This window comes from Anaerostipes sp. AF04-45, assembly GCF_003461725.1.
Lineage (GTDB): Bacteria > Bacillota > Clostridia > Lachnospirales > Lachnospiraceae > Anaerostipes > Anaerostipes caccae.
The window spans coordinates 520,755-542,878 of sequence record NZ_QTXQ01000001.1 but is presented as its reverse complement, the minus strand read 5'-3'; the positions used below and the strand labels follow the sequence as shown (position 1 = coordinate 542,878).

The 22,124-nt window shown below is 41.1% G+C and carries 25 protein-coding genes; 23 read left to right on the top strand and 2 right to left on the bottom strand.

Going from position 1 to position 22,124, the window contains the following annotated elements:
* The 8 genes from DWV34_RS17530 to DWV34_RS02850 all read left to right on the top strand — a co-directional run.
* Nucleotides 1-788, top strand: a 788-nt coding sequence (locus tag DWV34_RS17530) for a phage baseplate protein (protein ID WP_330416948.1), incomplete at its 5' end; no start/stop codon positions are given.
* A gap of 79 nt (nucleotides 789-867) precedes the next feature.
* The gene (locus tag DWV34_RS02880) at nucleotides 868-1,116 is read left to right on the top strand and encodes a hypothetical protein (RefSeq protein ID WP_118475404.1); all 249 of its coding nucleotides are present in this window, start codon (nucleotides 868-870) and stop codon (nucleotides 1,114-1,116) included.
* Nucleotides 1,116-1,400: a CTP synthase gene (locus tag DWV34_RS02875; RefSeq protein ID WP_118475401.1), complete on the top strand. Its 285-nt coding sequence runs from the start codon at nucleotides 1,116-1,118 to the stop codon at nucleotides 1,398-1,400. Before DWV34_RS02880 ends, DWV34_RS02875 begins: the two co-directional genes overlap by 1 nt.
* Nucleotides 1,401-1,416: 16 nt before the next feature.
* Entirely contained in the window at nucleotides 1,417-1,743 is a 327-nt protein-coding gene (locus tag DWV34_RS02870) for a hypothetical protein (protein ID WP_009290877.1), read from the top strand.
* Nucleotides 1,744-1,775: 32 nt separating this feature from the next.
* Complete coding sequence (locus DWV34_RS02865) at nucleotides 1,776-2,516, top strand: peptidoglycan recognition protein family protein (protein ID WP_118475398.1); 741 nt, start codon at nucleotides 1,776-1,778, stop codon at nucleotides 2,514-2,516.
* Nucleotides 2,517-2,623: 107 nt separating this feature from the next.
* On the top strand, nucleotides 2,624-3,277 hold the full coding sequence (locus DWV34_RS02860) for a Rha family transcriptional regulator (RefSeq protein ID WP_118475396.1): 654 nt from the start codon (nucleotides 2,624-2,626) through the stop codon (nucleotides 3,275-3,277).
* Nucleotides 3,278-3,719: 442 nt separating this feature from the next.
* Nucleotides 3,720-3,914, top strand: coding sequence for a helix-turn-helix domain-containing protein (locus tag DWV34_RS02855; RefSeq protein WP_118475394.1), 195 nt, complete (start codon nucleotides 3,720-3,722; stop codon nucleotides 3,912-3,914).
* Between the two features lie 44 nt (nucleotides 3,915-3,958).
* Nucleotides 3,959-4,168 (top strand): hypothetical protein, encoded by a 210-nt coding sequence (locus DWV34_RS02850; protein WP_118475392.1) that lies wholly within the window; start codon nucleotides 3,959-3,961, stop codon nucleotides 4,166-4,168.
* A 535-nt stretch (nucleotides 4,169-4,703) separates the two neighbouring features.
* On the opposite strand, the gene DWV34_RS02845 is transcribed toward DWV34_RS02850, so the two are convergent.
* A complete protein-coding gene (locus DWV34_RS02845; RefSeq protein ID WP_158565672.1) occupies nucleotides 4,704-4,949 on the bottom strand; it encodes a winged helix-turn-helix domain-containing protein in 246 nt (81 codons plus the stop codon).
* A gap of 31 nt (nucleotides 4,950-4,980) precedes the next feature.
* The gene (locus tag DWV34_RS02840) at nucleotides 4,981-6,033 is read right to left on the bottom strand and encodes an HNH endonuclease signature motif containing protein (RefSeq protein ID WP_199485874.1); all 1,053 of its coding nucleotides are present in this window, start codon (nucleotides 6,031-6,033) and stop codon (nucleotides 4,981-4,983) included.
* A 206-nt stretch (nucleotides 6,034-6,239) separates the two neighbouring features.
* Between DWV34_RS02840 and DWV34_RS02835 the strand changes: the two genes are divergently transcribed.
* The 15 genes from DWV34_RS02835 to DWV34_RS02765 all read left to right on the top strand — a co-directional run bounded on the left by DWV34_RS02835 (nucleotide 6,240) and on the right by DWV34_RS02765 (nucleotide 22,121).
* A complete protein-coding gene (locus tag DWV34_RS02835; protein WP_118475386.1) occupies nucleotides 6,240-6,428 on the top strand; it encodes a helix-turn-helix domain-containing protein in 189 nt (62 codons plus the stop codon).
* Nucleotides 6,429-6,444: 16 nt separating this feature from the next.
* Nucleotides 6,445-7,506 carry a DNA cytosine methyltransferase gene (locus DWV34_RS02830; protein ID WP_118475384.1) on the top strand — a complete coding sequence of 354 codons (1,062 nt, stop codon included), beginning with the start codon at nucleotides 6,445-6,447 and terminating at the stop codon, nucleotides 7,504-7,506.
* Entirely contained in the window at nucleotides 7,506-8,564 is a 1,059-nt protein-coding gene (locus DWV34_RS02825; RefSeq protein WP_118475382.1) for a DNA cytosine methyltransferase, read from the top strand. The genes DWV34_RS02830 and DWV34_RS02825 overlap by 1 nt, the downstream gene beginning before the upstream one ends.
* A 26-nt stretch (nucleotides 8,565-8,590) precedes the next feature.
* Nucleotides 8,591-10,534: an AAA family ATPase gene (locus DWV34_RS02820; RefSeq protein WP_118475380.1), complete on the top strand. Its 1,944-nt coding sequence runs from the start codon at nucleotides 8,591-8,593 to the stop codon at nucleotides 10,532-10,534.
* A 12-nt stretch (nucleotides 10,535-10,546) separates the two neighbouring features.
* Entirely contained in the window at nucleotides 10,547-11,992 is a 1,446-nt protein-coding gene (locus tag DWV34_RS02815; protein WP_118475378.1) for an LlaJI family restriction endonuclease, read from the top strand.
* 22 nt (nucleotides 11,993-12,014) lie between these two features.
* A complete protein-coding gene (locus DWV34_RS02810; RefSeq protein WP_118475375.1) occupies nucleotides 12,015-13,898 on the top strand; it encodes a helix-turn-helix domain-containing protein in 1,884 nt (627 codons plus the stop codon).
* A 70-nt stretch (nucleotides 13,899-13,968) separates the two neighbouring features.
* Entirely contained in the window at nucleotides 13,969-15,738 is a 1,770-nt protein-coding gene (locus tag DWV34_RS02805) for a hypothetical protein (protein ID WP_118475373.1), read from the top strand.
* A 554-nt stretch (nucleotides 15,739-16,292) separates the two neighbouring features.
* Nucleotides 16,293-16,637 (top strand): RNA polymerase sigma factor, encoded by a 345-nt coding sequence (locus tag DWV34_RS02800; protein WP_243000800.1) that lies wholly within the window; start codon nucleotides 16,293-16,295, stop codon nucleotides 16,635-16,637.
* Nucleotides 16,638-16,728: 91 nt separating this feature from the next.
* Nucleotides 16,729-16,950: a hypothetical protein gene (locus DWV34_RS02795; protein WP_118475369.1), complete on the top strand. Its 222-nt coding sequence runs from the start codon at nucleotides 16,729-16,731 to the stop codon at nucleotides 16,948-16,950.
* A complete protein-coding gene (locus tag DWV34_RS02790; protein ID WP_118475367.1) occupies nucleotides 16,928-17,281 on the top strand; it encodes an rRNA biogenesis protein rrp5 in 354 nt (117 codons plus the stop codon). Before DWV34_RS02795 ends, DWV34_RS02790 begins: the two co-directional genes overlap by 23 nt.
* Entirely contained in the window at nucleotides 17,274-18,410 is a 1,137-nt protein-coding gene (locus tag DWV34_RS02785) for a DUF2800 domain-containing protein (protein WP_118475365.1), read from the top strand. The genes DWV34_RS02790 and DWV34_RS02785 overlap by 8 nt, the downstream gene beginning before the upstream one ends.
* A 4-nt stretch (nucleotides 18,411-18,414) precedes the next feature.
* Complete coding sequence (locus DWV34_RS02780) at nucleotides 18,415-18,963, top strand: DUF2815 family protein (RefSeq protein WP_118475363.1); 549 nt, start codon at nucleotides 18,415-18,417, stop codon at nucleotides 18,961-18,963.
* 78 nt (nucleotides 18,964-19,041) lie between these two features.
* Complete coding sequence (locus DWV34_RS02775; protein ID WP_118475361.1) at nucleotides 19,042-19,233, top strand: hypothetical protein; 192 nt, start codon at nucleotides 19,042-19,044, stop codon at nucleotides 19,231-19,233.
* Between the two features lie 58 nt (nucleotides 19,234-19,291).
* The gene (locus tag DWV34_RS02770; protein WP_118475359.1) at nucleotides 19,292-21,280 is read left to right on the top strand and encodes a DNA polymerase; all 1,989 of its coding nucleotides are present in this window, start codon (nucleotides 19,292-19,294) and stop codon (nucleotides 21,278-21,280) included.
* 91 nt (nucleotides 21,281-21,371) lie between these two features.
* Nucleotides 21,372-22,121: a phage antirepressor KilAC domain-containing protein gene (locus DWV34_RS02765; RefSeq protein WP_118475357.1), complete on the top strand. Its 750-nt coding sequence runs from the start codon at nucleotides 21,372-21,374 to the stop codon at nucleotides 22,119-22,121.
* Nucleotides 22,122-22,124: the final 3 nt, after the last annotated feature.

The following is a 22,124-nucleotide window of genomic DNA, read 5'->3' as shown; positions in this document are numbered from 1 at the left end:
AAGGAGCAGATATGACAATACAAGAAGCATTAAATAATATCAAAAATGCCGTGTTTGGCCGGGATGTTCGGCAGAGCATCCACGACGGGATCAAGGGAATTAATGATGAAAGCAAAGCGGATATGCAAAAGAAACAAGAAACTATTGATACTTATACTGCAAAGCAGGATTTATTAGACCAAAAATATGACAATTTGCTTGATGAGTTGTCAAAAACCGATCCGTCTTTAGCAGAGGTTGTAGACGCAAGGATGAAAGAGGATGGAACGAGTTTTCCGTCATTGAAAAAAAGATTGGATGCAAGCGATGTAAAAATAGATGCGATATTGAGTGAGGTTCATCCAGTAGGGAGCATTTATATTTCTATTATTAACGTAAATCCAGCTACTTATTTTGGAGGAGCTTGGGTACCTTGGGGGAACGGCAGATTTCCAATTGCAGTCGATACAAGACCAGGCATAATGACAGAACTTATAGAGGCCGAGATAGAGGGCGGGGAAACTACACATATGCATAGTACAGGCGGGCATATATTAACAGAAAATGAAATGCCAAATCACAGGCATGCATTCACTGGTGGAACGGTAGAAAAGAAAGGAACTGTGGATGGTCCTGGATATGTAGGACCAGCAATTTGGGGGAGAACTAGTGATCAGCAAGGAAAATACGAAATGAAAGGTGCTACACTCTATGCTGGAGGCGGAAACGCACATAACCACGGTAATACTGGAAGTGCAAGTAATATGCCGCCATTTATAACTTGCTATATGTGGAAGCGAATAGGGTAATTTTTAAAGAAGTAGATTTTGTACATCTGAACATAAGAAAGAAATTTTAAAACATTGCAGGATAGAAAGGAGAACAAACATGTTAGAAACAAAGAGAAGCATCACCCTCACTGGGGAAATTAAGGTCAAGGACTCTGACCGCACCGTGGTTTATCTAAATGCCACGGTAGCAGAAGACGGAGACGGGGATAACATTACACAGAATATCCAGGATAGCAAGTTATACGAGGCAAACAAAGACAGCGTGCGGCAGGAGATCGCAGAGTTCACAGAGCAGTTTTATGCTGCTCAGGATGCAAGGGCGACAGAGACAACGGGAGGACAGTAGTGTTACAACAAATACTTGCAATATGCGGAGGCATAAGCATAATCGGCGGGGCCGGGGCGGTGATCTATAAGATCATTCACCCGGCTTTTAAATTTAAATCCAGAGTGGAGAAACTAGAAGAACACTCAGAGAAAGACTACAAAAAAATTGTGGCAATAGAAGAGATGCAGCGGCAGCAATCTAAGAGCCTGGCTGCATTGCTCAATCATCAGATCACAGGAAATGGCATCGAGAACATGAAGAAAATAAGAGATGAGCTTTTAGAAAGCATCATCGACCAGTAGAAGGAGAGGTATATTTATGAACTTAGAAATTTTATTACAGTATGCAACGTACGGATTTATGGTCATCGGCATCCTGGCGGCAGTGGTGTCTATTATTACGCAGGTAACAAAGGAAATTGCTTTCCTGAACCGGATTCCTACATCTCTGCAGGTGCTTGTACTGTCGCTAATCCTGTGCCCTGTGGTCCTTGTAGCGGCATGTCAGTATTTTAGAATAGTAATTACCTGGTACATGGTATTTGGGGCCTTTATTGCGGCATTCGTGGTGGCTCTGGTTGCCATGGGTGGCTGGGAAAAGGTAAGAGAGATCTGGAACAGAACAAAATATAAAGAGGGCGAGTGATCGTCCTCTTTTACTTCGGGAAGGAGAAGCAAATGGGATTGAAGTTTAAGAAAAAATTTGCACATAAGAGTAATTACGGCGGTAAAAGAAGCACAAAGGATATAGAGTACATTTCTGTGCATTACACCGGGAATAATGGGGACACGGCCTTGAATAACTGTAAATACTTCCAGGGGAAGAACCGGCACGCCTCCGCAAATTACTTTGTAGACGGTGGAAAGTATATCTACAAATCGGTAAAAGTAAACCGAATCGCCTGGGCAGTTGGCGGCTGCTATTCCACGGCAGGGGCTGCAGGAAACTACTATAAGAAGTGCACGAACGCAAACAGCCTGTCTATAGAAATGTGCAACAGCGCTGGGAAGGTGCCGGAGAAAGTGCGGGAGCAGACCATCGAGCTTGTAAAATTTCTCATGAAGAAGTACGGTGTTCCGGCATCCCGTGTTATTCGGCATTGGGATGTGAACGGAAAAGACTGCCCGGCGCCTTGGGTCGGAGCAGATAACAAGGAATGGAACAATTTTAAAAAGGCGATCGGTGTCCAGGCTGTAAAATACACGACCGTAAAAAAGACCTCCTCTAAAAACGCAATTCGGTGGATGCAGGGAAAACTAAATTCTCTGGCATCTGGTGCAGACATTGCAGTAGACGGAGATTGGGGATCAGCTACACAAAAGAAATTAGAACAGTACTGGAAACAGCTTGGATGGAAGAAAGGCAGCTATGCAGGGAAGAAGACCTGTACTGCACTGTATAAGAATAGAAAGAAATAGAATAGGCATCTGGAATACTCCAGTATGCTTATTTTTTTAATCTGTCAGGTGAAATTACATACTAATAATAGAACAATAAAAAATAATCAACAGAAAGGATTGATATTATGTTAGTTGAAGTAAAAAGAATTGATAAGAAAGAAATGACAGTAGTTAGTAGCTTGGATGTTGCAGATACTTTTCAGAAAAATCACCGTGATGTTATGGAATCCATCAGGAATATTGGAAACTGCATTAGTACAGCGGAATTTTCCGCTCTATTCCACTTAGATTCCTATAAGGCATCCAATGGAAAAAGCAATCCAAGGTATCTTATGAATAGAGATGGTTTCACATTGCTTGTGATGGGATACACCGGAGAAAAGGCAATGAAGTTCAAACTGGCATACATTAAGCAGTTCAACGCTATGGAAAGCACTTTGCAAGGGAAACGGATAGAACGTGAGAAAGGTATTGCGGTTCGGCAATCTCTCACAAAGGCATTACAGCAGTCTACGGAAAATGAGAGGATGCATGGTCATGCCTATTCCACATACACGAATTGTATTTACAAGGTACTATTCGGAATGAATGCTAAACAACTTCGTGAAAAGTATGGTATAGATAAAAAAGAGAATCTTAGAGATTACTTATCGGAGGAGGACTTGAGAGCCGTGCAGTCTATGGAATGTTTGGTGAGCGGATTAGTTGACTGCGGCTGGGGATATGACCAGATCAAAGAGTTTATACAACAGAATAATAGTGCAAAGATTGCAGCTTAATAGTTTCAGGGCCGGGAGAAATCCCGGTCTTTTTTTGTGCACAAAATATTGAAATTTTGGGAAATTAACGCATTAAAATACTTGACAATACACCTATATGAGTATATAATTAAATCATAGAAAGGGGGTGGATAAATGAAAAGAGATACAAAAGAAAAACTAAAAGCGGTTAAGACGATTTTAGAAGTGCTCGCAACAATTCTTACCATCATAACCGCAGTAAAACAACTTTTCTAAAGGATAGAGGGTTTATCCCTCTTCCTTTCACCACAATCATAACATAAAAGGAGTGAAGAAACAATGAAAAATAAGTGTGTGATCCTCATGTTATTTTGTTTATTGATCGCAATATACAGTAAATGGGACGTGGTTTCATCCTGGTGTTTAATTGGGGTTGCAATATGCAGTGGCTTGGTGTCCGTTATAAATTGGGTGATGCGAAATGAAAAATAATATCAAAAAATATATAGATAAAAAAGGAATGAATATGAAACAGACATCCGAACTATCCGGGGTACCATACCGGACATTACAGAACTGGGTGGATGGTACCCGGATACCAAGGGATGTATACCAGATAGAAAAACTTGCACGTGCACTTGACTGCACTATATACGATTTAATAGATTTTGAATAACAATAAATAAGGTAAAGTAAAAAAGCTTATACGGAGGTAACAAAATGGAAATTACAAAAAATGTTTTATTTAAGAACAATTTTGGAGCGGTGAAAGAAACCGAAATAGTGACAGATGAATCCGGAAAAGAATATATAAAATATGATACCCGGATCATTGACGGGAAAGAGGTACACTGCTATGCTCCGGTTAAGTATTACACCCTTATTGAAGAAGTTTATGAACTGTCAGGTGTCATACGATCCAACACTTGAGATTGTGACGTTTTAAGGTAAATATGGTAGCCTGGACAAGTGCCAGGCTACACTTATGCGTAGGCAGTGCCTACCATTTGCCTACCGTCTACAAGTTCTTATATGATTTTTGTAAGAATAATAAAGTCTTATATAAAAAGCAGATTCCCAACGGATGGCTATTTTACGTCACTTGTAGGGATATTATAGTATAATAAAATACGAAACAGAAAACGGTTTAAAGATACGGGGCATGTCGAGTGCGTAGTATTGTTGTCAAAAGTACAGAACTGAATACCGAAAAAGGCTTGAAAATAAAGCATTTCCGAGAGTTGGGAGTTCTTTTCCGGCTCTCGGATTTTTTTGTTTTAGGAATATGGCAACCTAATAAAACCGAGGGTTGAGTGGACAGGTTGAAAATGGGCAAGGTTGAGTTGACAAGATGATTTTGTGTAGGGTTGGGTGGATAGAGTAGTTAAAGGAAAAGGGATTGTCGCACTAACGCTTTTTATTCGTTAATACGGCAGTCCCTGTTGTGTTTGCTTCGTTGAATTGGTTAGTTGTTAGGATTGTTCTGCAATACCCAAAAGCCACGCTTTGGACTACTGATTAATCCCTGATTTTTAAGATTAGTTCTTATCCATCTCATTTGATAGCTGAACTCAGTGCCAGTACAGTTGGCATCTTCTATTTTGAGGACGTCTTGTAGGATTTGAAGAAGTTCAGCTACTTTGCCGTTTATATCACAAGCCCTCATTGGTACTGAGGCTTGTTTCAAAACTTGAATAACTGCATTAGCCAACAGTTTTCTCGTTGGAAGAGTGCACATTGATTTATCCCCTTAATTTGCTTTGGTGAACAGCTAAGTATGGCAGCATTGCTGGCGTAACAGCAATGCTTGGTAATGTAGTAAGACCTAAATCCATCTGTTCCTGTGTGCTGAGTGTAGGTGAAATTTGTACATTCCCTGAATTATCAAAAGTAATAAGATGCTTGTCGAACAAAGCATCGTGGTGTGCACATAGCAAAAGACCATTATTCTCGTCAAGTTTTTCTGCATCAGTGCTTTGCTTCCAGCTTTTTATGTGGCTTGCTCTCAACATGGTTTCTGTGGAGATATTGCACAGTGCACATTTGCAAGAATATTTATTGATTAGCAGGTCTCTGAAATAGCCCTGCCCAACACGCGCTTTTATGACTGTTTCTTGCTCAGTGTTGGATAAATTAGCAATTTTTGATTTTAATGACTCTACGGATTTAAGCACTCGTTTTTTGTGTTTCGAAGTCCCAGCTGCTCTTACTCTGGTTTTTAAAGGTCTTGGTCCAGGCGGTACATTGATTGCATTACCCGCTTGAAGAGAGGAAATATAATCAGCAAGGAAATCGGGGGCAATCGTGAAAATAGGAGCACCATTACGGTCGGTTGTTTGATAAATACCATCTGTGATTGCTTTAGCGACATCTTCAATTTGAACATAGCAAGATTTCTGTCCATGGCCGACATTTACGGAAGGGTCCCATGCAGCATATAGAGGTGTTCCGGATGCAGAATTGTAAAGCCCCAGAATAATAGTTTTCTGTGTGGATGTAATAGGACGGTTGATTCCAATATTATCAACAGAGGCTCGTATTTGAATTCTTTTTTCGGATGGGTTCAATCTGTACGCCGGAGTCATGTTCCATGCGTAGATATATACATCAATTTGATTGTCGCCGTCATCCAGTACGCCAGAATACGGCTGAGAGCGCCGAGAGTTCCATTTAAATGTGTAATCGTTTCTATTCAGGTCAGTTTCAATCTGTTTTTTAATGTCAACAGCGGATAAAGTTGCTGGATTTGTTCCAGAAACGATTGTGCCGTTTGCTGCTATTTGGTTGTAGGGCATAAATAAACCTCTTTTCATTAGTATTTGAATATGTACATTGTATCATGAATATTTTTATTTGTATATATTCAATGTTATTTTTGAAAAACACAGCTTCTTTGCAATAGTTCATTGTTATTCATACTTAAACATAAATAATGTCGCTACTTCTTGACTATTTCGATTTATTCAACTATAATAAAAAGATAATAGAAGGAGGTACAGCCATGGAAGAGTACATTAATGAACCTTGGTCAAGTCTAGATGAAGTAGCTAGTTACTTAGGAGTTAATAAAGATACTATTCGTAACTGGATAAAGAAAACTGATATTCCTGCGCATAAAATTGGTCGACAATGGAAATTTAAATTGTCTGAGGTTGATGCCTGGATAAAAAGTGGCAAAAGTGCCATGTAATGATTGGAGAGTAATTATGAACGAAGATATAGTTGCAGTTAGCTTGTTCTCTGGAGCGGGAGGGTTAGATATTGCCAGTGTGATGGCTGGTGTACCCGTTATTTCAAGTACAGACTTTGATTCTGACTGCATTGAAACATTAAAGGCAAATGAGAATTATTTTGGTGATACTGAGATTTTCGAAGGAGACCTTCATGAGATTGAAAGCAATGTTTTCAAAGCAATTGTTGAAAAACGAAAGCCTAAGAAGTTTATTGTTATTGGCGGTGCACCTTGTCAGCCTTTTTCAAAGGCAGGATATTGGGTAACCAACCAGGTGCGTCGTGGAATTAATGATCCTAGAGCAACTCTTGTGAATGAATACTTGCGCGTTGTGACAGATATTCAGCCAGATGGTTTTGTTTTTGAAAATGTAGAAAGCCTGTTGCATCCAACAAACCGTGTAATCGTGGACACATTTATCGACATCATTGAGGAAGCAGGATATAAATATAAAATTGTCCGTGCAAATGCTTTGGAATATGGTGTGCCACAAAAGAGAAAGCGTCTCTTTATCATTGGAACAAAGGGTGAATTTAAACGTGACGAACCTATTAAGACTCATGACGACCCTCAAAAATGTTCAAAGAACGGATTAAAGCCCTATGTTACGGCAGGGGAAGCAATTGCTGGTTATGAGGGCGATGAATTTTTTGAGGAATATGAAGTTGCAAAAGGCGGAACCTACTATGATGACCTTTGCGAAGTTCCGCCTGGAATGAATTACAAAGCATTAACCGCTTGGGCGGGATATCCGAATCCGAAATTCGTTGCAGATAAGCGCTTTTGGAATTTCTTGTTGAAATTGTCCCCTGACCAGCCGTCATGGACTGTGTGTGCCCAGCCAGGTCCTTGGGTAGGACCTTTCCATTGGGATAACCGAAGATTACGTGCACCTGAAGTGGCAGCAATTCAGACATTCCCTAAAGGCTACAAATTCTGCGGAAATAGACGTTCTGTTCAAAAACAGATTGGAAATGCTGTTCCGTGCCTTATGGGAAAAGCAATGATAGAATATTTGAAGGAGAGTTTAGAATAATGCCAAATGTACTGAGTATATTCTCAGGTGGTGGCGGTATTGATTGTGGTTTCAAAAAAGCCGGATTCGATATTTGTTTCTCAACTGATTTTTGGAAACCCGCTTGTGATACGCTTGAGAAAAATAAAGTAGGAAAGCTTGTAGTTTGTGATGATATTCGAAAAATAGACTATGATGCTTGTCTTGCACAAATTAATATGAAAAAATCAGACATTGATATCTTGGTAGGGGGTCCTCCGTGCCCTGCGTATTCAAAGTCTAGATTCTATCGCACGGAGAAAAAACGTGCACTTGAGGATGAAAATTCCTTCACATTATATGAATATTTTAGAGCACTTGATGAAATTAGGCCTAAGGTATTTTTCTTTGAAAATGTATTTGGCTTTGTTTATAAGCCACACAAAGCAGCTTTCGATTTGTTGAAAGAACGTGCAGAAGAGTACGGTTATGAAATTACTTATAAGGTTGTTAATACTGCTGATTATGGCGTACCACAGACTAGAGAAAGATTCATTTGTGTTGGTGTACGCAGAGATTTCGGCTGCAAATTCGTATTTCCAGAAGAAACTCATTACAATCCAGAAAAATCGGATGTAGCATCCACAAATTTGAAACCATGGGTGACTTGCAAAGAGGCAATTGGCGATTTGGATTATCCTCTTCCGGAAGATGAAGAAATGCAGGCGGGTTCTAAACACAAGGACTTATTAAAACTTGTGCCTCCAGGAGATAATTATCTTTATTTTACGGCCGAGCGAGGATACCCGAATCCAATTTTTAAATGGCGTTCAAGGTATTGGTCGTTCTTACTAAAGTTATCACCAGATAGACCTTCATGGACAATACAGGCTAGCTTTTCAAATAATATGGGACCGTTTCATTGGACGAATAGATTTCTTCGCATCAATGAAATTAAGCGAATTCAGACGTTTGATGACGACTACGAATTATGCGGAGATTTTAAGGACCAGTGGCGTCAGGTAGGAAATGCTGTACCTGTAAAAATGGCCAATATTGTCGCTAGTGAAATCATGCGTCAGTACTTTAGTGACAAATAATACAGACATGGAAGGAGGGCATCTACATGCCAGAATATCAATTTGCGGATAAAGGCGGAAAAATTATATCTGTTGAGTATGATAAAAATAATTACTTTTCTGCTGAACAGGTATTATCAAGTCTTGAGTCTGTGTTTAGTAAGTTTCCATTTCCTGCTTATGTTGAACAAGTAGAGGAATATGATGATGTTTTTCATGTTACCTTTCCTGAAGGAAATGATGGTATAGGAGATGTATTTATCTGTGCCAAAGGAACCACCCCTGGTGGCAGAAGTGGATTAAAAGATGAACAGCGTATTCAGCCGAAAGCAAAATATCTTAACTATGTGTTTGAACGAGGGGAAGAAGGTAAAAAGGCTGTTTTTTTAGGTGTATATAATCGTGATGGTGAAACTATCCTCTGCACCTGGAAGGTTATGGCTTCAGCAGCAGCTTCTCTCGAAACCCCAATTTCTAAACAGATAAAGATTACAAGTATTGCGAAAGCAATGCGAGAAGGATTTGTTCAGCAAGATAAAGGTAAGGGTGAGTATGCTTGCGCATTTCGGCCAGAATTCCTGTATTTTTACCTTCGTAATTGTGAGTGGTTGCATACGGGTAATGTAAGTGAATTGGCAGAACATACAGAACCTGAAAGCTTTGAAAATGCAGTAGATATCACATCAAAAAATAGTTTTGAAGCGGTTGATTTTTGTACGGGTATTAAGCTTAAATCTCCAAGGAATAGAATTATTTTTGGCGCACCGGGAACAGGTAAAAGTTTCACTCTAAACAAAGAGGCGAAGGAACTCTTGGCAGATGGTGGACATGAGGAACGAGTTACTTTTCATCCAGACTATTCTTATGCGAATTTTGTTGGCACATATAAGCCTGTTATGGTCGGTGGAAGTTCCGGCACAATTGACTGTATGAGTAAAGAAGTGGTTTCTGTGTTGTTGGACAAAACAAAAACAGCGCAGGAAAAATATGATTTGTTATATGATCGATTCAAGGATGATGGATTAACAAGGCTGCCCATTTTGCTAGGATTGTATACCGATGAAGTATTTAAAACAAGAAAGCAAGATGGAACAGATGCTGTTGGTGATAATAGCGTAGAACGAAATCACGGGAAGGCACTTAGACCATATGTAGCACTCCCTTCTGATATAAAGGCAAAAGAAGAAATCGCATATGAGTATGTTCCGGGTCCTTTTATGCGAGTGTTGGCAAAAGCACTTAAAAGTGCAATGACTGATAATCCAAAACCACATTTACTTATTATTGAAGAAATAAATAGAGCCAATGTGGCTGCTGTTTTTGGCGATGTGTTTCAGTTGCTTGACAGGGCGTCAACTAACGATAGTGAATATGAAATCGCGACGACTATTGAGATGCGCATCTATCTTGCAAAGGAACTCGGGGTAGATATAGGAGCAGTGGAAACTATCAAAATTCCAGATAATATGTTTATTTGGGCGACAATGAATAGTGCTGACCAAGGAGTATTTCCGATGGACACTGCATTTAAGCGTAGATGGGACTTCACCTATTTAGGAATCGATGACAGTGAAAAAGATTTGATTGGGAAAACGGTTGTGCTGGGGTCAGGAAATACCAAGCACAAGGTTGAGTGGAATAAACTGCGTAAGGCCATTAATAACTTCTTGGCAAAAGAGAAAATTAATGAAGATAAACAGTTGGGGCCTTATTTCATTGCGAGAAATATTGTTGTTCCTGAAGAAGGTGCAGAAATTGATAATGAAAGATTTATTCACACATTCAAGAGTAAGGTAATTATGTATCTGTTCGAAGATGCAGCAAAGCAGAAACGTCCGAAATTGTTTGAAGGTTGCTTCGAAAACAGTAGTCGATACTCAGAAATTTGCCGAGAATTTGAGAAAAAAGGCGTTGGAATATTTCATCACGATATTCAACTTGAAGCAGAGCCGGAAGACTTGACCCGTGCATCTCCTGTTGATAATGAGTAAGGAGGTACATAAATGCACTCTGAATTTGTAAGAGAACAAAAAAGGTATACACAGAAGGAACTCAGTAAAATCTTTTCTTGTTCAGAAGAAAAAACGGTTTCGATTATCCGTAAACTCAAGGAATTCGGAGTCTTAAAGGCTGTAAAAGCGGAAGAGAAACAGCGTGATATGTCGGAACTTATAGATGAAGATATAGAAGTTTCTGACGTTGAAATAGGAGAAAACGAATACCTTTATGTTTTTACTTTTGTTGGAGTTATCGTTGTATCGGGACTTGTTTTGAAATGTTATCCGAAGTATTTGCTAACAGTCACGCATCCCGAGCAGGAATTAACACAGGTTATTAAGGTCCTTGAAAAATATAATTCCAAGGAACAGATTATTCGAATGTTTAATGACAGTAGCGAGAGTAGGTCCTTTAATTTATTGGCAGTACTGTTGTTTTTAATGCAAGACTATTATGAAAATGGCATCTACGAGAATACAGATGATATTGTTGAGAGTAATGGGTCTGGTGAGATAATTTGGGATAAGACGATTAATGAGACCTTTGCGATGATTTCTAACAATCGCCCGTATTATGTGGATTTGCAAACAAGGAAAAGAATTTCTGACGAGCATGATTATTTCAAACGCTTGCATGAATGCGTACTTACGATTGCCTCAAAAGAACTTGAGGATGCTGGATTATTGAATTTGTTTGAACTGATGGGTGTTGACCTCACAGAAGAAACTTTAGATGACTTCGGTGATAAAGAAGTTGTTCTATATAATATTGAGAAAGAGTTAGGCACCCAATTCAATACAAGAAAACAGCTTGTTTTGAAAACAATTTATACTTATCTTGACCACAGTGGAAGTTTATATGATGTGGATTGCCTATCACTGTTTGGAACCAACAGCTTCAACCTTGTGTGGGAAAGAGTTTGTGCTGAAATCATGGATAATCAGCTTGAAAATCGCTTAGGGACATTAAGGTTACCTATTCCGCTAAGGAATAAGTACGACAGACGGGAAAAATTGATTGAAATAATTGAAAAACCATTATGGGTAGCAACAGGAAAAACAGCAGCAGATACTTTAATACCGGATATTGTTACTATTTCTATGGTCGATGGAAATTGGCAGTTTATTATTTTTGATGCAAAATATTATAACGCTAAGTTGGAACCGGGCAATGTACCGAAAGGGCAACCTGGGATTGAGTCGGTTACAAAGCAATATTTATATCAATTGGCATACAAAGAATTCATGAGCGAGCATAAGTTTTCAGCAGTAAAAAATTGCTTTTTGATGCCTACAGAAGGAAATTCTATTGTGGACAAAGAATCGGTATCCTTGCAGATGCTTTCAAAACTTGGATTGGAATGTATAAAAGTACGATTCATTCCAGCTAAAATGGCATATGAAAATTATTTATCAGGAAGAAAACTTGACCTTTCTCTTTTGAAACTCTGAATCTGGTAAGGAGGGTAGAATTATGGCAGCGCATCGTTCATTTACTGAATATGTAAAAAAGAGATTTGATAATAATTTCTGGGCGGCTGCCGAAAGCTACCTGGAGGCAAATTTTGATTCCTTGGGTATTGAACTGAGGAGAATTCATCGTGCCGGAGAGACGGAAATTTCCGATGTTAAGGTAGAACACGTGTGGGTTGAGGACAAACCAGGCATGGAGATACATTTTGATGTAGCGGTATCTATTTGGTTTGAAACTCATGAGGGTGATTATCATTACGATGATTACGATGAAAATATCGTGTGGATGATGGCTCACTGTCGCGGTGATTTGGATAAGAATCTTGACGATTTTGAAATTCTTCGAGTATCAAGATACAATGGAAAAAGTCGAGTACAGAATCCGATGGATGATGCACTTGTTCCGGTAATAAATAAAAATCAACTGGACGATGCTGCAGAGCAATTTCTTCGTAAGCATTATAAAAAAGCGTTATTGGAGCCGATGTGGCTCAATCCGTTAGAGCTTGCAAAAAATATGGGATTGACGGTTCGCTATGAGAATATTACTAGAGATGGTACTGTTTTCGGCAGAAGTTTCTTCTGCGATTGTCAGGCTGATTTATATAACCCAGTGGCAGATGAGATGTATCAAGAACATATTCCTGCAGGTACTATTTTAGTTGATAAGAAAACGGCATTTTTATCCGTGTTAGGCAGTGTCAATAACACGATAGTACACGAGTGTGTCCACTGGGATAAACATAAAAAGGCATTTGCACTTGTGAGATTATATGACAATAGCCTTTCCAATATCGGTTGCAAGGTAATCGGCGGTGTTGCCGGAAATCGCAGAGATTCGATTGATTGGATGGAATGGCAAGCTAACGCTTTGGCTCCACGTATTCAGATGCCTATTACCATGTTTAAGAAAAAGGTAGAACAGCTTATCAGTAAATATCGTAGAGAAATGAAGGCTTACGATATGATTGATATCATCGAGCCGATTATTGATGAACTGGTTATTATCTTTGGTGTTTCACGACTTGCTGCGAAGATACGAATGTTGGATGCAGGATATGAAGAGGTCGCCGGAGCATTTATTTATGTTGATAATCGTTATGTGAAGCCGCATAAACCGTCTAACGGCAGTCTGGACAGAAACAAAACATTTTCGATTTCAGCGCGTGATGCCATTGTTGAATCCAAATTCAATCCTGAATTGGCAGCAGTTTTGGCGGATAATGAATATGTTTTTGTTGATTCTCACTTTGTCCTTAACACTCCACTGTATTTGGAAACGGACAGATTTGGAAAACAAAGCCTTACACATTATGCCAGAAATCATATGGAAGAATGCTGTTTGGTGTTTGACTTAAAAATCAAGACATCGGTTACCGAGCATTACCATACGGAGTGTTTCCTTAACAGAGATAAATCATCTGACATTACATTTGAGGCACATTATTCTGATAAGAGCAAGAGTGCCAAAAATCAAGTGCAGATGATAAAAGACTATAATGCGGATGTGTTGTCTATTGCCAAAAAACTTCCCATGAATTTTTCGGGGTCACTTGATGCTCTTATAGGGTGGGCGGAGATGACAGAAGAAGAATTGGCTGAAGCCGCAGACATGAGTGAGAAAACGATTCAACGCTTAAGAAATACAGAGCCGGATAATGTTACGATTGAAACGGTAATGCAATTATGTATCGGCATGAAGTTACCACCCGTTTTAAGTGCGTGTCTAATGAAGGCATCCGGCAAGAGTTTTATGATGACTGAACAGCATATTATGTACCAGTTCTTATTGAACTCCTGTTACCATATGTCGATATTTGATTGCAATGAAATGTTAACGGCTCAAGGATTGAAACCTCTGGGAAGGCAGAATAGGGTTTCATAAATAGTTTGAAAAAGTTTTTTCTGTAGCCGGACATCCCATGTCCGGCTGCTTTGATATAGAGAGGTGCGGAATGGGAAGATTTGATATTGATAAGAAATATAGTAAAGATTGTCCCGTTTCATGGCATTCTTTATATATGGATCTGGTAAATGAATTTGAAAATACTCATCCTGGAGAATTTATTGATGAGGATACGATAAGAGATAAATTTACCAATAGTGATGGTTCGGGGCTGGTAGATAAATTGAAATCTGTATTAGAATTTGATATCAACAGAATTGCCGGAACAGATAAAGCAGAAATATTTGATATGTTTAGGGTTTTAAAGCTATTGTTTTATATTGAAAAGAACGGTGACCCTAAAACAAAAGTTATATCTGATAATTACAGGATACAGATTACGGACATTTTGGCGAAGCCGCGTCTTTCGAATGTACCAAGTGAATATACACCATTTAGTGTATATGGTGTATATTTTGCAAGGTTGTATGCTGATATAAAAAGTGCAGTACCCGATGCAAAAGAGCGTGAAATTCGATTGGAAGAAATAAACGCATATTGGGAGTATATAACAGACAAAGTTTTTGATTATGTAATAAATGATAGTGCTTTGGAACACCCAGAGGATGCATTAAAAGAGTTAGATAGGATACATCGATTTCTTAAAGAAAAGGTGTTAGATAAACTAAAAAATCATGATGTCATAAGTTTATCTAAGCCTGAAAAGGTTCTACCTGCTTTCTTTAATTTATTGGCGTGTCATAGGTTATTATGTAATGAAAATGACAGAATTCGGTTAAACTATGAGATATGCTTAACAGCACCGCCGGATAAAGATTATATTGAAATTTTCAAGAAATACGAAACCTATGAGGCAAAATGGGAATTTCTGCATCTAATCAAAGAACACTTGAAAAATAAGAATGAGGACTCTGGAGCAGAACTTGCGTTGTGTTTGACGGCTTATGGAAAGAACATTGACGAGAATGATATCAAGCATTATTTGTATGCTGCAGACAAAGCAAAAATTATAGCATCGTGGATTGAAAAATATAAAGGTGCTGATTTCAGCAATGGAATTTCACTGGATATGCTTGTAATAATTATGCAAGAACTTATCAATAATAAGAAAAACGGTGATAAGGTTTCGAACGATTATTATGGCTATAATAACAAGTACCGTTCTTTAATGACGGCGGTAAAAAATCCACAAAAAGCGGATGCTGTTGTATTACAGGCGTGGATAAAGAAATTAGAAAATCGCACAGCCATTAATTTCGGTGCATTTGACTTAATTCAGAAGAAACGAGAGATTGAGACGACAATATATGAAATAAAGAGCATTATCTATTCATATAGAAATCTGGATGACTTGGAGTTTGTAAATTCTGTTATATGTCATTTCGTTGCCCGATCCATAACGAGCAGAGATTTAGCAATGGATATAGGAGGCCGATTTGCTGAAAAAGTAATTCATAATCTAAATGATGAATTAAAAGATAGGATGAAATTTTATATGTGGCCAGAAGGAATCAATGTTTTAGATATGTTTCGAGAATTTCTCATAGATAGAAGAGATATTGAAGGCTGTGTTGCAGAAGAGGTTGCACGGCAGATTAACGAGTTTTATGAAAGAGATGATGGTATTATAGGCAGAGGCATGAGGGTTGATTTTGAAGTGTATGTCAGCGAAAAATATTGTAAAGATTTTTTGTTGATATATTTCGTCGATAAAGATACTGATACATTAACCTATAAGCAATTCTATGAGGTTTGTTCAGATACAGATGCTGAAAGAATGAAGTCTCTTGGACTTGAAAAATTTGTGAAAACAGAATAAGAAAAGTTTTTAAGACGGGTTACTCAATGCAGTAGTAGTCCTTTATAAAATACAATAGAGCCATGAACGGCGGAAATAAAATCCGTTGTTCATGGCTCTATTGTATTTTATAGCAGCTTTCAACGGACATCCCATGTCCGAGTGTTTTGAAACTGTTTCAGCTACAATTAAGAGCGAACAGAGGAACTGTTCAAATAAAAAATATTCCAATGCCCGAAGTGGTCGACCTTAAGGCGGCGGGATACATCAAGAGTCAAATTCACGGTATAGCCGTGGACTGACCAAAGATGTACCCACCGTGCTTTGCCGTGCCCATTTTCGGTATCAGAGTCGGTGTGTACCATCACATCGGCTCTTTTTGTGTCCCTGCCGCCTGCCTTTCGGGCGGAAAAGAAAGGCAGGGACTTTAAATGAGAAAGTTCAAAACAGCGGAAGACAATCGCACAAATTACGTTTATTACTTCAACGATGGTACAAGCTACACCATTACTCCGGGAGAAAACGAAGAAAATGCAACTATTATCTCACAGCTTCACGGCATGGATGATGACGAGTTGGATGCACAACGTAGAGAAGCATATCACTGCCCAGTTCACTATGACGGCTACCATGACGGTGACGGCGACGATGCGGATGACCGCAACCCTTATCTTGAGGATGAAAGCTACAACCCTCTGCAGCAGATTCTTTCATCCATTGCAGAAGAGGAGCGTTCTTCCAGAATGGCGAAGCTGAAGGTTGCACTTTCAGAACTGACGGACAAGCAGAAAGATACTGTTGTGAAGAAGTTCTACTGTGGCATGACCAACGTGGATATCGCAGCGGAAGAAGGTGTTTCCGAAGCGGCTATCCGTAACCGCTTGAGTAAGATTTACGCAACGCTGAAAAAGAAAATTTGAAAAAAGTTGATTTGAGGGGGTTCGATTCCCCCTCATTTTTCGCTTATGGACAGAGGGGTGAGAAAAACTCCTCGGAAAGGAGCCAAGTGCAATGGGAATTAAACACAAGGTATGTATCAACATTGCAAAACCCGGCGGTACGCCTTCTCCGGTAGTCCGAAGCGGTACGATGCAGATTCGCAAGAGAATATTGGATTTTCTCTTCGGTCAGCAGGTAAACGTTCTGGTTCTGTCCCCCGGTGATTCGGTGCAGACCGTCGAGATTCACGAACTGAAAGGAGGCGAGAACCATGACAAACGCAAACAAATTTAACCTGCTCCTTGATGTGGTGAAGCTGATGCACTCATTGGCAGACGGACTGGAGGCTGTGGCTTATGCATTCGCAGACAGCCAGGAACTGTTCGTAGAAGCCAAAGAAGTGTCGAGGCCTGTCGAAACAGGACAACCCACACCAAAGGCTATCGCAGAAAAGATGCCTACATTAGAAGATGTCCGTGCCGTACTTGCGGTGAAAAGCCAGAACGGTATGACATCCGAGGTTAAGGGTCTGATTACCAAATACGGCGGCAGCAAGCTGTCGGATGTTGACCCGAAGCATTATGCAGACATCATCAAAGATGCGGAGGTGCTTGGCAATGGGTAATCACGCACTGCTTTCCCCTTCCAGTTCCCACAGGTGGTTATCGTGTACACCGAGTGCGGTTCTGGAAACGGAATTTGAAAACAAGAGCAGCAATGCTGCCGAGGAAGGTACCGCTTTTCACGCCCTGTGCGAACACAAGCTGAAGAAGGCACTTCGCAGACGCAGTAAACGTCCGGTTTCTGCATTCAATTCGGATGAGATGGAAGAACACTCTGACGCTTATGTGGAGTTCGTCTTAGAACAGTTTGAAAAAGCAAAGCAGACCTGCTCTGACCCATTGGTGCTGATTGAGCAGAAATTGGACCTGTCGGAGTTTGTTCCCGGTTCTTTTGGTACGGCAGACTGTCTGATGGTTTCAGATGACACCCTGCATATCATAGACGCAAAGTACGGACTTGGGGTGCTTGTGGATGCGGAACGAAATACGCAGCTTATGTGTTACGGCATCGCAGCACTCAGTGTCTATGAGAGCCTGTATGACATCAAGGAAGTTTCACTTTCCATTTTTCAGCCAAGACGTGAGAATGTCCAGACATGGACGATGCCCGTGGAGGATTTGAAAGATTGGGCAGAAAACGAACTGAAACCGAAGGCACAAATGGCTGACAAGGGCGAGGGCGAATATTGTCCTGGAGAGTGGTGTCAGTTCTGCCGTGCAGCGGTTAAGTGCCGTGCAAGGGCAGCAGAAAAACTCCGTATCGCAGAGGAAGAATTCAAGCTACCACCTTTACTTACAGACGAAGAGATTGAATCCATTCTTCCCATGCTATCGGACATTACCAAATGGGCAAATGAAATCAGTGCCTATGCCCTGGAGGCGGCACTAAACCACGGTAAGGAGTGGAGCGGGTTCAAAGTTGTGGAGGGGCGTTCCAACCGTAAGTTCTCGGATGAGGACGCTGTTGCAAAAGCAGCCAAGGAACACGGCTACACAGATATTTACCGTCAGAGCCTTATCACACTGACAGAAATGCAGAAGCTGATGGGCAAAAAGCAGTTCGAGGAAATCCTGGGTGACCTCGTTATCAAACCACCCGGAAAGCCTACTCTCGTTCCCCTTTCGGATAAGAGGCAGGCAATGAATGTATCAGACGCAAAAAACGAATTCAATGAAATTATGGAGGATTAATATTATGGCAAACGTAAACAGAACTAAGGTTATCACTGGCAAGAACACTCGTCTTTCTTACTTCCACGGTTGGGAGCCTGTCAGCATTAATGGCGGCACTGAAAAGTATTCCGTATCTGTGCTGATTCCGAAGGACGATACCGAAACCATCAACGCTATCAATGCAGCTGTGGATGCTGCGATTGAGGAAGGCATCGCCAAATTCGGTGGCAAGAAGCCTAACAAGGGTGCTATCAAATTGCCTCTTCGTGACGGCGATGAGGAGCGTGATGATGATGCCTACAAGGGTCATTATTTCGTAAACGCCAACAGCACCACTGCCCCTCAGATTGTGGACAAGGCGGTGAAGCCTATCCTTGACCGTGATGAGGTTTATTCCGGTTGTTATGCGAGAGTGTCTTTGAACTTCTACGCATTCAACAGCAACGGAAATCGCGGTATCGCCTGTGGTCTTGGCAACATCCAGAAAATCCGTGACGGTGAGTATCTCGGCGGCCGTACTTCCGCAACCGATGATTTCTCCACTGTTGAGGATGATGACTTCTTGGCTTAAGTGTCCCCCCCTGGCGGGCGGTGTGAAATACCACCGTCTGCCTCAAACGAAAACTACGAAATAACGAGGTAAAACGATATGAACGAATTATACGAATTTATGAAACAGGTCGATGTGATTGTCCTTTTCTGCCTGATCTACGGTCTTGCCATCAACGGCATCGTATGGGCAGTATGTGAATTTATCCGCTTTGTGGTAAAGAAGGTAAAAGCCTTCATTACGAAACGCAAAGAGAAAAAGGCTGCACAGAAGGATGATGTGACCGAGTAAACATGACGGGCGGCGGAGGATGTTCTTCTGCCGCCTTTGTCATAGGAAGGAAAATGCTATGAAGACATTGAGTATAGATATCGAAACTTTCTCCTCGGTCAATCTGCAAAAGTGCGGTGTGTACAAATATGCAGAGAGCGAGGATTTTGAAATATTATTGTTTGGCTATGCCGTAGACGGTGGTACGGTGCAGGTAGTCGACCTTGCCTGTGGAGAGAAAATCCCTGCTGAAATTATAAACGCACTGACCGATGATGCCGTGATAAAAACGGCGTATAACGCAACCTTTGAAAGGGTCTGCCTGTCCAGATATTTATCGGATATGGGTGTTAGCCTTGACCCTTTCCATGACAACCATCCGCTATCGCAGGAATGCGCCCGTTTTCTAAATCCGGCAAGTTGGCATTGTACCATGATTTGGGCGGCAACGTTAGGTTTGCCGCTTTCCCTTGAAGGTGTTGGTGCAGTTCTCGGTTTGGAGAAACAAAAGCTGACTGAGGGTAAATCTTTAATCAAATATTTCTGTGTTCCCTGTGCGCCTACCAAAGTAAATGGTGGTCGCACAAGAAATCTGCCGGAACATGATATGGAAAAATGGCAGCAGTTTAAGGCATATAACCTTCGTGATGTGGAAACGGAGATAGGTATCCAGGAGAAGTTATCCCGATTCCCTGTGCCTGAGAAGATTTGGGATGAATATCATGTGAGCGAAGAAATCAATGACCGTGGTATCGGTGTGGATATGGTGCTTGTAAAAGAGGCAATCGAAATCGACAGTAAGAGCCGTGAACATTTAACGGCTTTAATGCAGGATATGACAAATCTCGACAACCCCAATTCCGTACAGCAGATGAAGTCCTGGCTTGCAGAGAATGGTCTTGAGATGGACAGCCTTGGAAAAAAGGAAGTGGCGGCGGCAATCAAAACAGCGCCATCGGATATTACCGATGTGCTTTCCTTACGTCAGCAGCTTGCCAAAAGCAGTGTCAAAAAATACACGGCTATGGAAAATGCAGTCTGCAGGGATAACCGTGCAAGAGGTATGTTCCAGTTTTACGGTGCGAACAGAACCGGAAGATTTGCAGGAAGGTTGATTCAACTTCAGAATCTGCCACAGAACCATATGCCGGATCTGGCAGAGGCGCGTGGTCTTGTTCGCAGTGGAAATTATGATGCGTTGGAACTTCTGTATGAGGATATTCCAGATACCCTGTCACAGCTTATCCGTACCGCCTTTGTGCCACAGAAGGATAGAAAATTTATCGTGGCAGATTTTTCTGCCATTGAAGCGAGGGTTCTCGCCTGGCTTGCGGGCGAACAGTGGAGAATTAAGGTGTTTGAAGAAGGCAAGGACATTTATTGCAGCAGTGCAAGTCAGATGTTTGGTGTTCCGGTAGAAAAGCACGGTGTTAATGGACACTTGAGGCAGAAAGGCAAAATTGCGGAACTTGCCTTGGGTTACGGCGGTTCAGTCGGTGCCCTTAAAGCAATGGGAGCCTTGGAGATGGGACTTACAGAAGAGGAACTACAGCCACTTGTGACAGCGTGGAGAAATGCCAATCCCATGATAACCATGCTGTGGTGGGATATTGACCGCGCCGTTAAGACCTGCGTCAAACAGAGAATCAGTACCGAAACCCACGGCTTGAAGTTTGATTATAAAAGTGGATTTCTGTTTCTTACACTCCCTTCCGGCAGACGGCTTGCTTATGTGAAACCACGCATGGGAGAGAATCAGTTCGGCGGCGAGGCTGTGACCTATGAAGGTGTGGGCGCAACAAAGAAATGGGAGCGTTTGGAAAGTTACGGTCCTAAATTTACGGAGAATGCGGTGCAGGCTATTGCGAGGGATATTCTGATGTATGCCATGCAGACATTAAGCCATTGCTCCATTGTGGCTCACGTCCACGATGAAATTATTATTGAGTGTGATCGTAGGGTTTCCCTTGAGGCTGTCTGTGAACAGATGGGCAGAACTCCGCCTTGGGCAGAGGGGTTGCTGCTCCGTGCTGACGGCTACGAATGTGATTTTTATAAAAAAGATTAAATTTTGGGGGTTCGATTCCATCGGATTTTTCGCTTATAGGCAGAAGGATGATTTGTCCTTCTGTCTATTTCATTTTTAAGGAGGATTCGCTATGGACGAATTAATCAGAATCAACTATGACAGTGAGCGCCCTACTGTGAACGGACGCGACTTGCACGATGCTCTGCAGGTAAAGACCGCGTACAAAGATTGGTTTCCAAGAATGTGTGAATACGGCTTTTCCGAGGGTACAGACTTCTGCTCATTTTTGAGCGAAAGTTCCGGTGGCCGCCCTGCGGTAAATCATAAGCTTACCATCGATATGGCAAAACAGCTCTGCATGATTCAGCGTACCGATATCGGTAGAAAGTTCCGCCAGTATTTCATCCAAGTAGAAGAGGCATGGAACTCACCCGAAGCGGTTATGGCGAGAGCGTTGCAGTTTGCCAATCAGCAGCTTGCACTTTTAAGACATCAGAACATGGAACTGACAGATACCATTGCCGTTCAGAATCAGCAGATTTTGGAGATGAAGCCGAAGGTCAGCTATTACGATGTGGTTCTAAACTGCAAAGACCTTATTTCCACATCAGCCATTGCCAAGGATTACGGAAAATCCGCTATCTGGATGAACCGCTATCTCCATGAAAAAGGTGTGCAGTTCAAGCAGGGCGATATCTGGCTTTTGTATCAGAAATATGCACAGAAGGGTTACACAAGCACCAAGACCCACAGCTATCCGGGTACTGACGGCGAAACCCATACCAAAGTGCATACCTACTGGACACAAAAAGGCAGACTTTTCATCTACCAACTTATGAAATCAGACGGCATGATGCCGTTGATTGAGCAGGAGGTGTAACGC

Coding starts and splice junctions, on each gene's coding strand:
- DWV34_RS02780 (WP_118475363.1), top strand. CDS start 18,415: ATGGCAAACGTAAACAGAACTAAGGTTATCACTGGCAAGAACACTCGT.
- DWV34_RS02770 (WP_118475359.1), top strand. CDS start 19,292: ATGAAGACATTGAGTATAGATATCGAAACTTTCTCCTCGGTCAATCTG.
- DWV34_RS02785 (WP_118475365.1), top strand. CDS start 17,274: ATGGGTAATCACGCACTGCTTTCCCCTTCCAGTTCCCACAGGTGGTTA.
- DWV34_RS02860 (WP_118475396.1), top strand. CDS start 2,624: ATGTTAGTTGAAGTAAAAAGAATTGATAAGAAAGAAATGACAGTAGTT.
- DWV34_RS02765 (WP_118475357.1), top strand. CDS start 21,372: ATGGACGAATTAATCAGAATCAACTATGACAGTGAGCGCCCTACTGTG.
- DWV34_RS02855 (WP_118475394.1), top strand. CDS start 3,720: ATGAAAAATAATATCAAAAAATATATAGATAAAAAAGGAATGAATATG.
- DWV34_RS02815 (WP_118475378.1), top strand. CDS start 10,547: ATGCACTCTGAATTTGTAAGAGAACAAAAAAGGTATACACAGAAGGAA.
- DWV34_RS02835 (WP_118475386.1), top strand. CDS start 6,240: ATGGAAGAGTACATTAATGAACCTTGGTCAAGTCTAGATGAAGTAGCT.
- DWV34_RS02870 (WP_009290877.1), top strand. CDS start 1,417: ATGAACTTAGAAATTTTATTACAGTATGCAACGTACGGATTTATGGTC.
- DWV34_RS02850 (WP_118475392.1), top strand. CDS start 3,959: ATGGAAATTACAAAAAATGTTTTATTTAAGAACAATTTTGGAGCGGTG.
- DWV34_RS02795 (WP_118475369.1), top strand. CDS start 16,729: ATGGGAATTAAACACAAGGTATGTATCAACATTGCAAAACCCGGCGGT.
- DWV34_RS02805 (WP_118475373.1), top strand. CDS start 13,969: ATGGGAAGATTTGATATTGATAAGAAATATAGTAAAGATTGTCCCGTT.
- DWV34_RS02810 (WP_118475375.1), top strand. CDS start 12,015: ATGGCAGCGCATCGTTCATTTACTGAATATGTAAAAAAGAGATTTGAT.
- DWV34_RS02775 (WP_118475361.1), top strand. CDS start 19,042: ATGAACGAATTATACGAATTTATGAAACAGGTCGATGTGATTGTCCTT.
- DWV34_RS02820 (WP_118475380.1), top strand. CDS start 8,591: ATGCCAGAATATCAATTTGCGGATAAAGGCGGAAAAATTATATCTGTT.
- DWV34_RS02825 (WP_118475382.1), top strand. CDS start 7,506: ATGCCAAATGTACTGAGTATATTCTCAGGTGGTGGCGGTATTGATTGT.
- DWV34_RS02880 (WP_118475404.1), top strand. CDS start 868: ATGTTAGAAACAAAGAGAAGCATCACCCTCACTGGGGAAATTAAGGTC.
- DWV34_RS02790 (WP_118475367.1), top strand. CDS start 16,928: ATGACAAACGCAAACAAATTTAACCTGCTCCTTGATGTGGTGAAGCTG.
- DWV34_RS02865 (WP_118475398.1), top strand. CDS start 1,776: ATGGGATTGAAGTTTAAGAAAAAATTTGCACATAAGAGTAATTACGGC.
- DWV34_RS02830 (WP_118475384.1), top strand. CDS start 6,445: ATGAACGAAGATATAGTTGCAGTTAGCTTGTTCTCTGGAGCGGGAGGG.
- DWV34_RS02840 (WP_199485874.1), bottom strand. CDS start 6,033: ATGCCCTACAACCAAATAGCAGCAAACGGCACAATCGTTTCTGGAACA.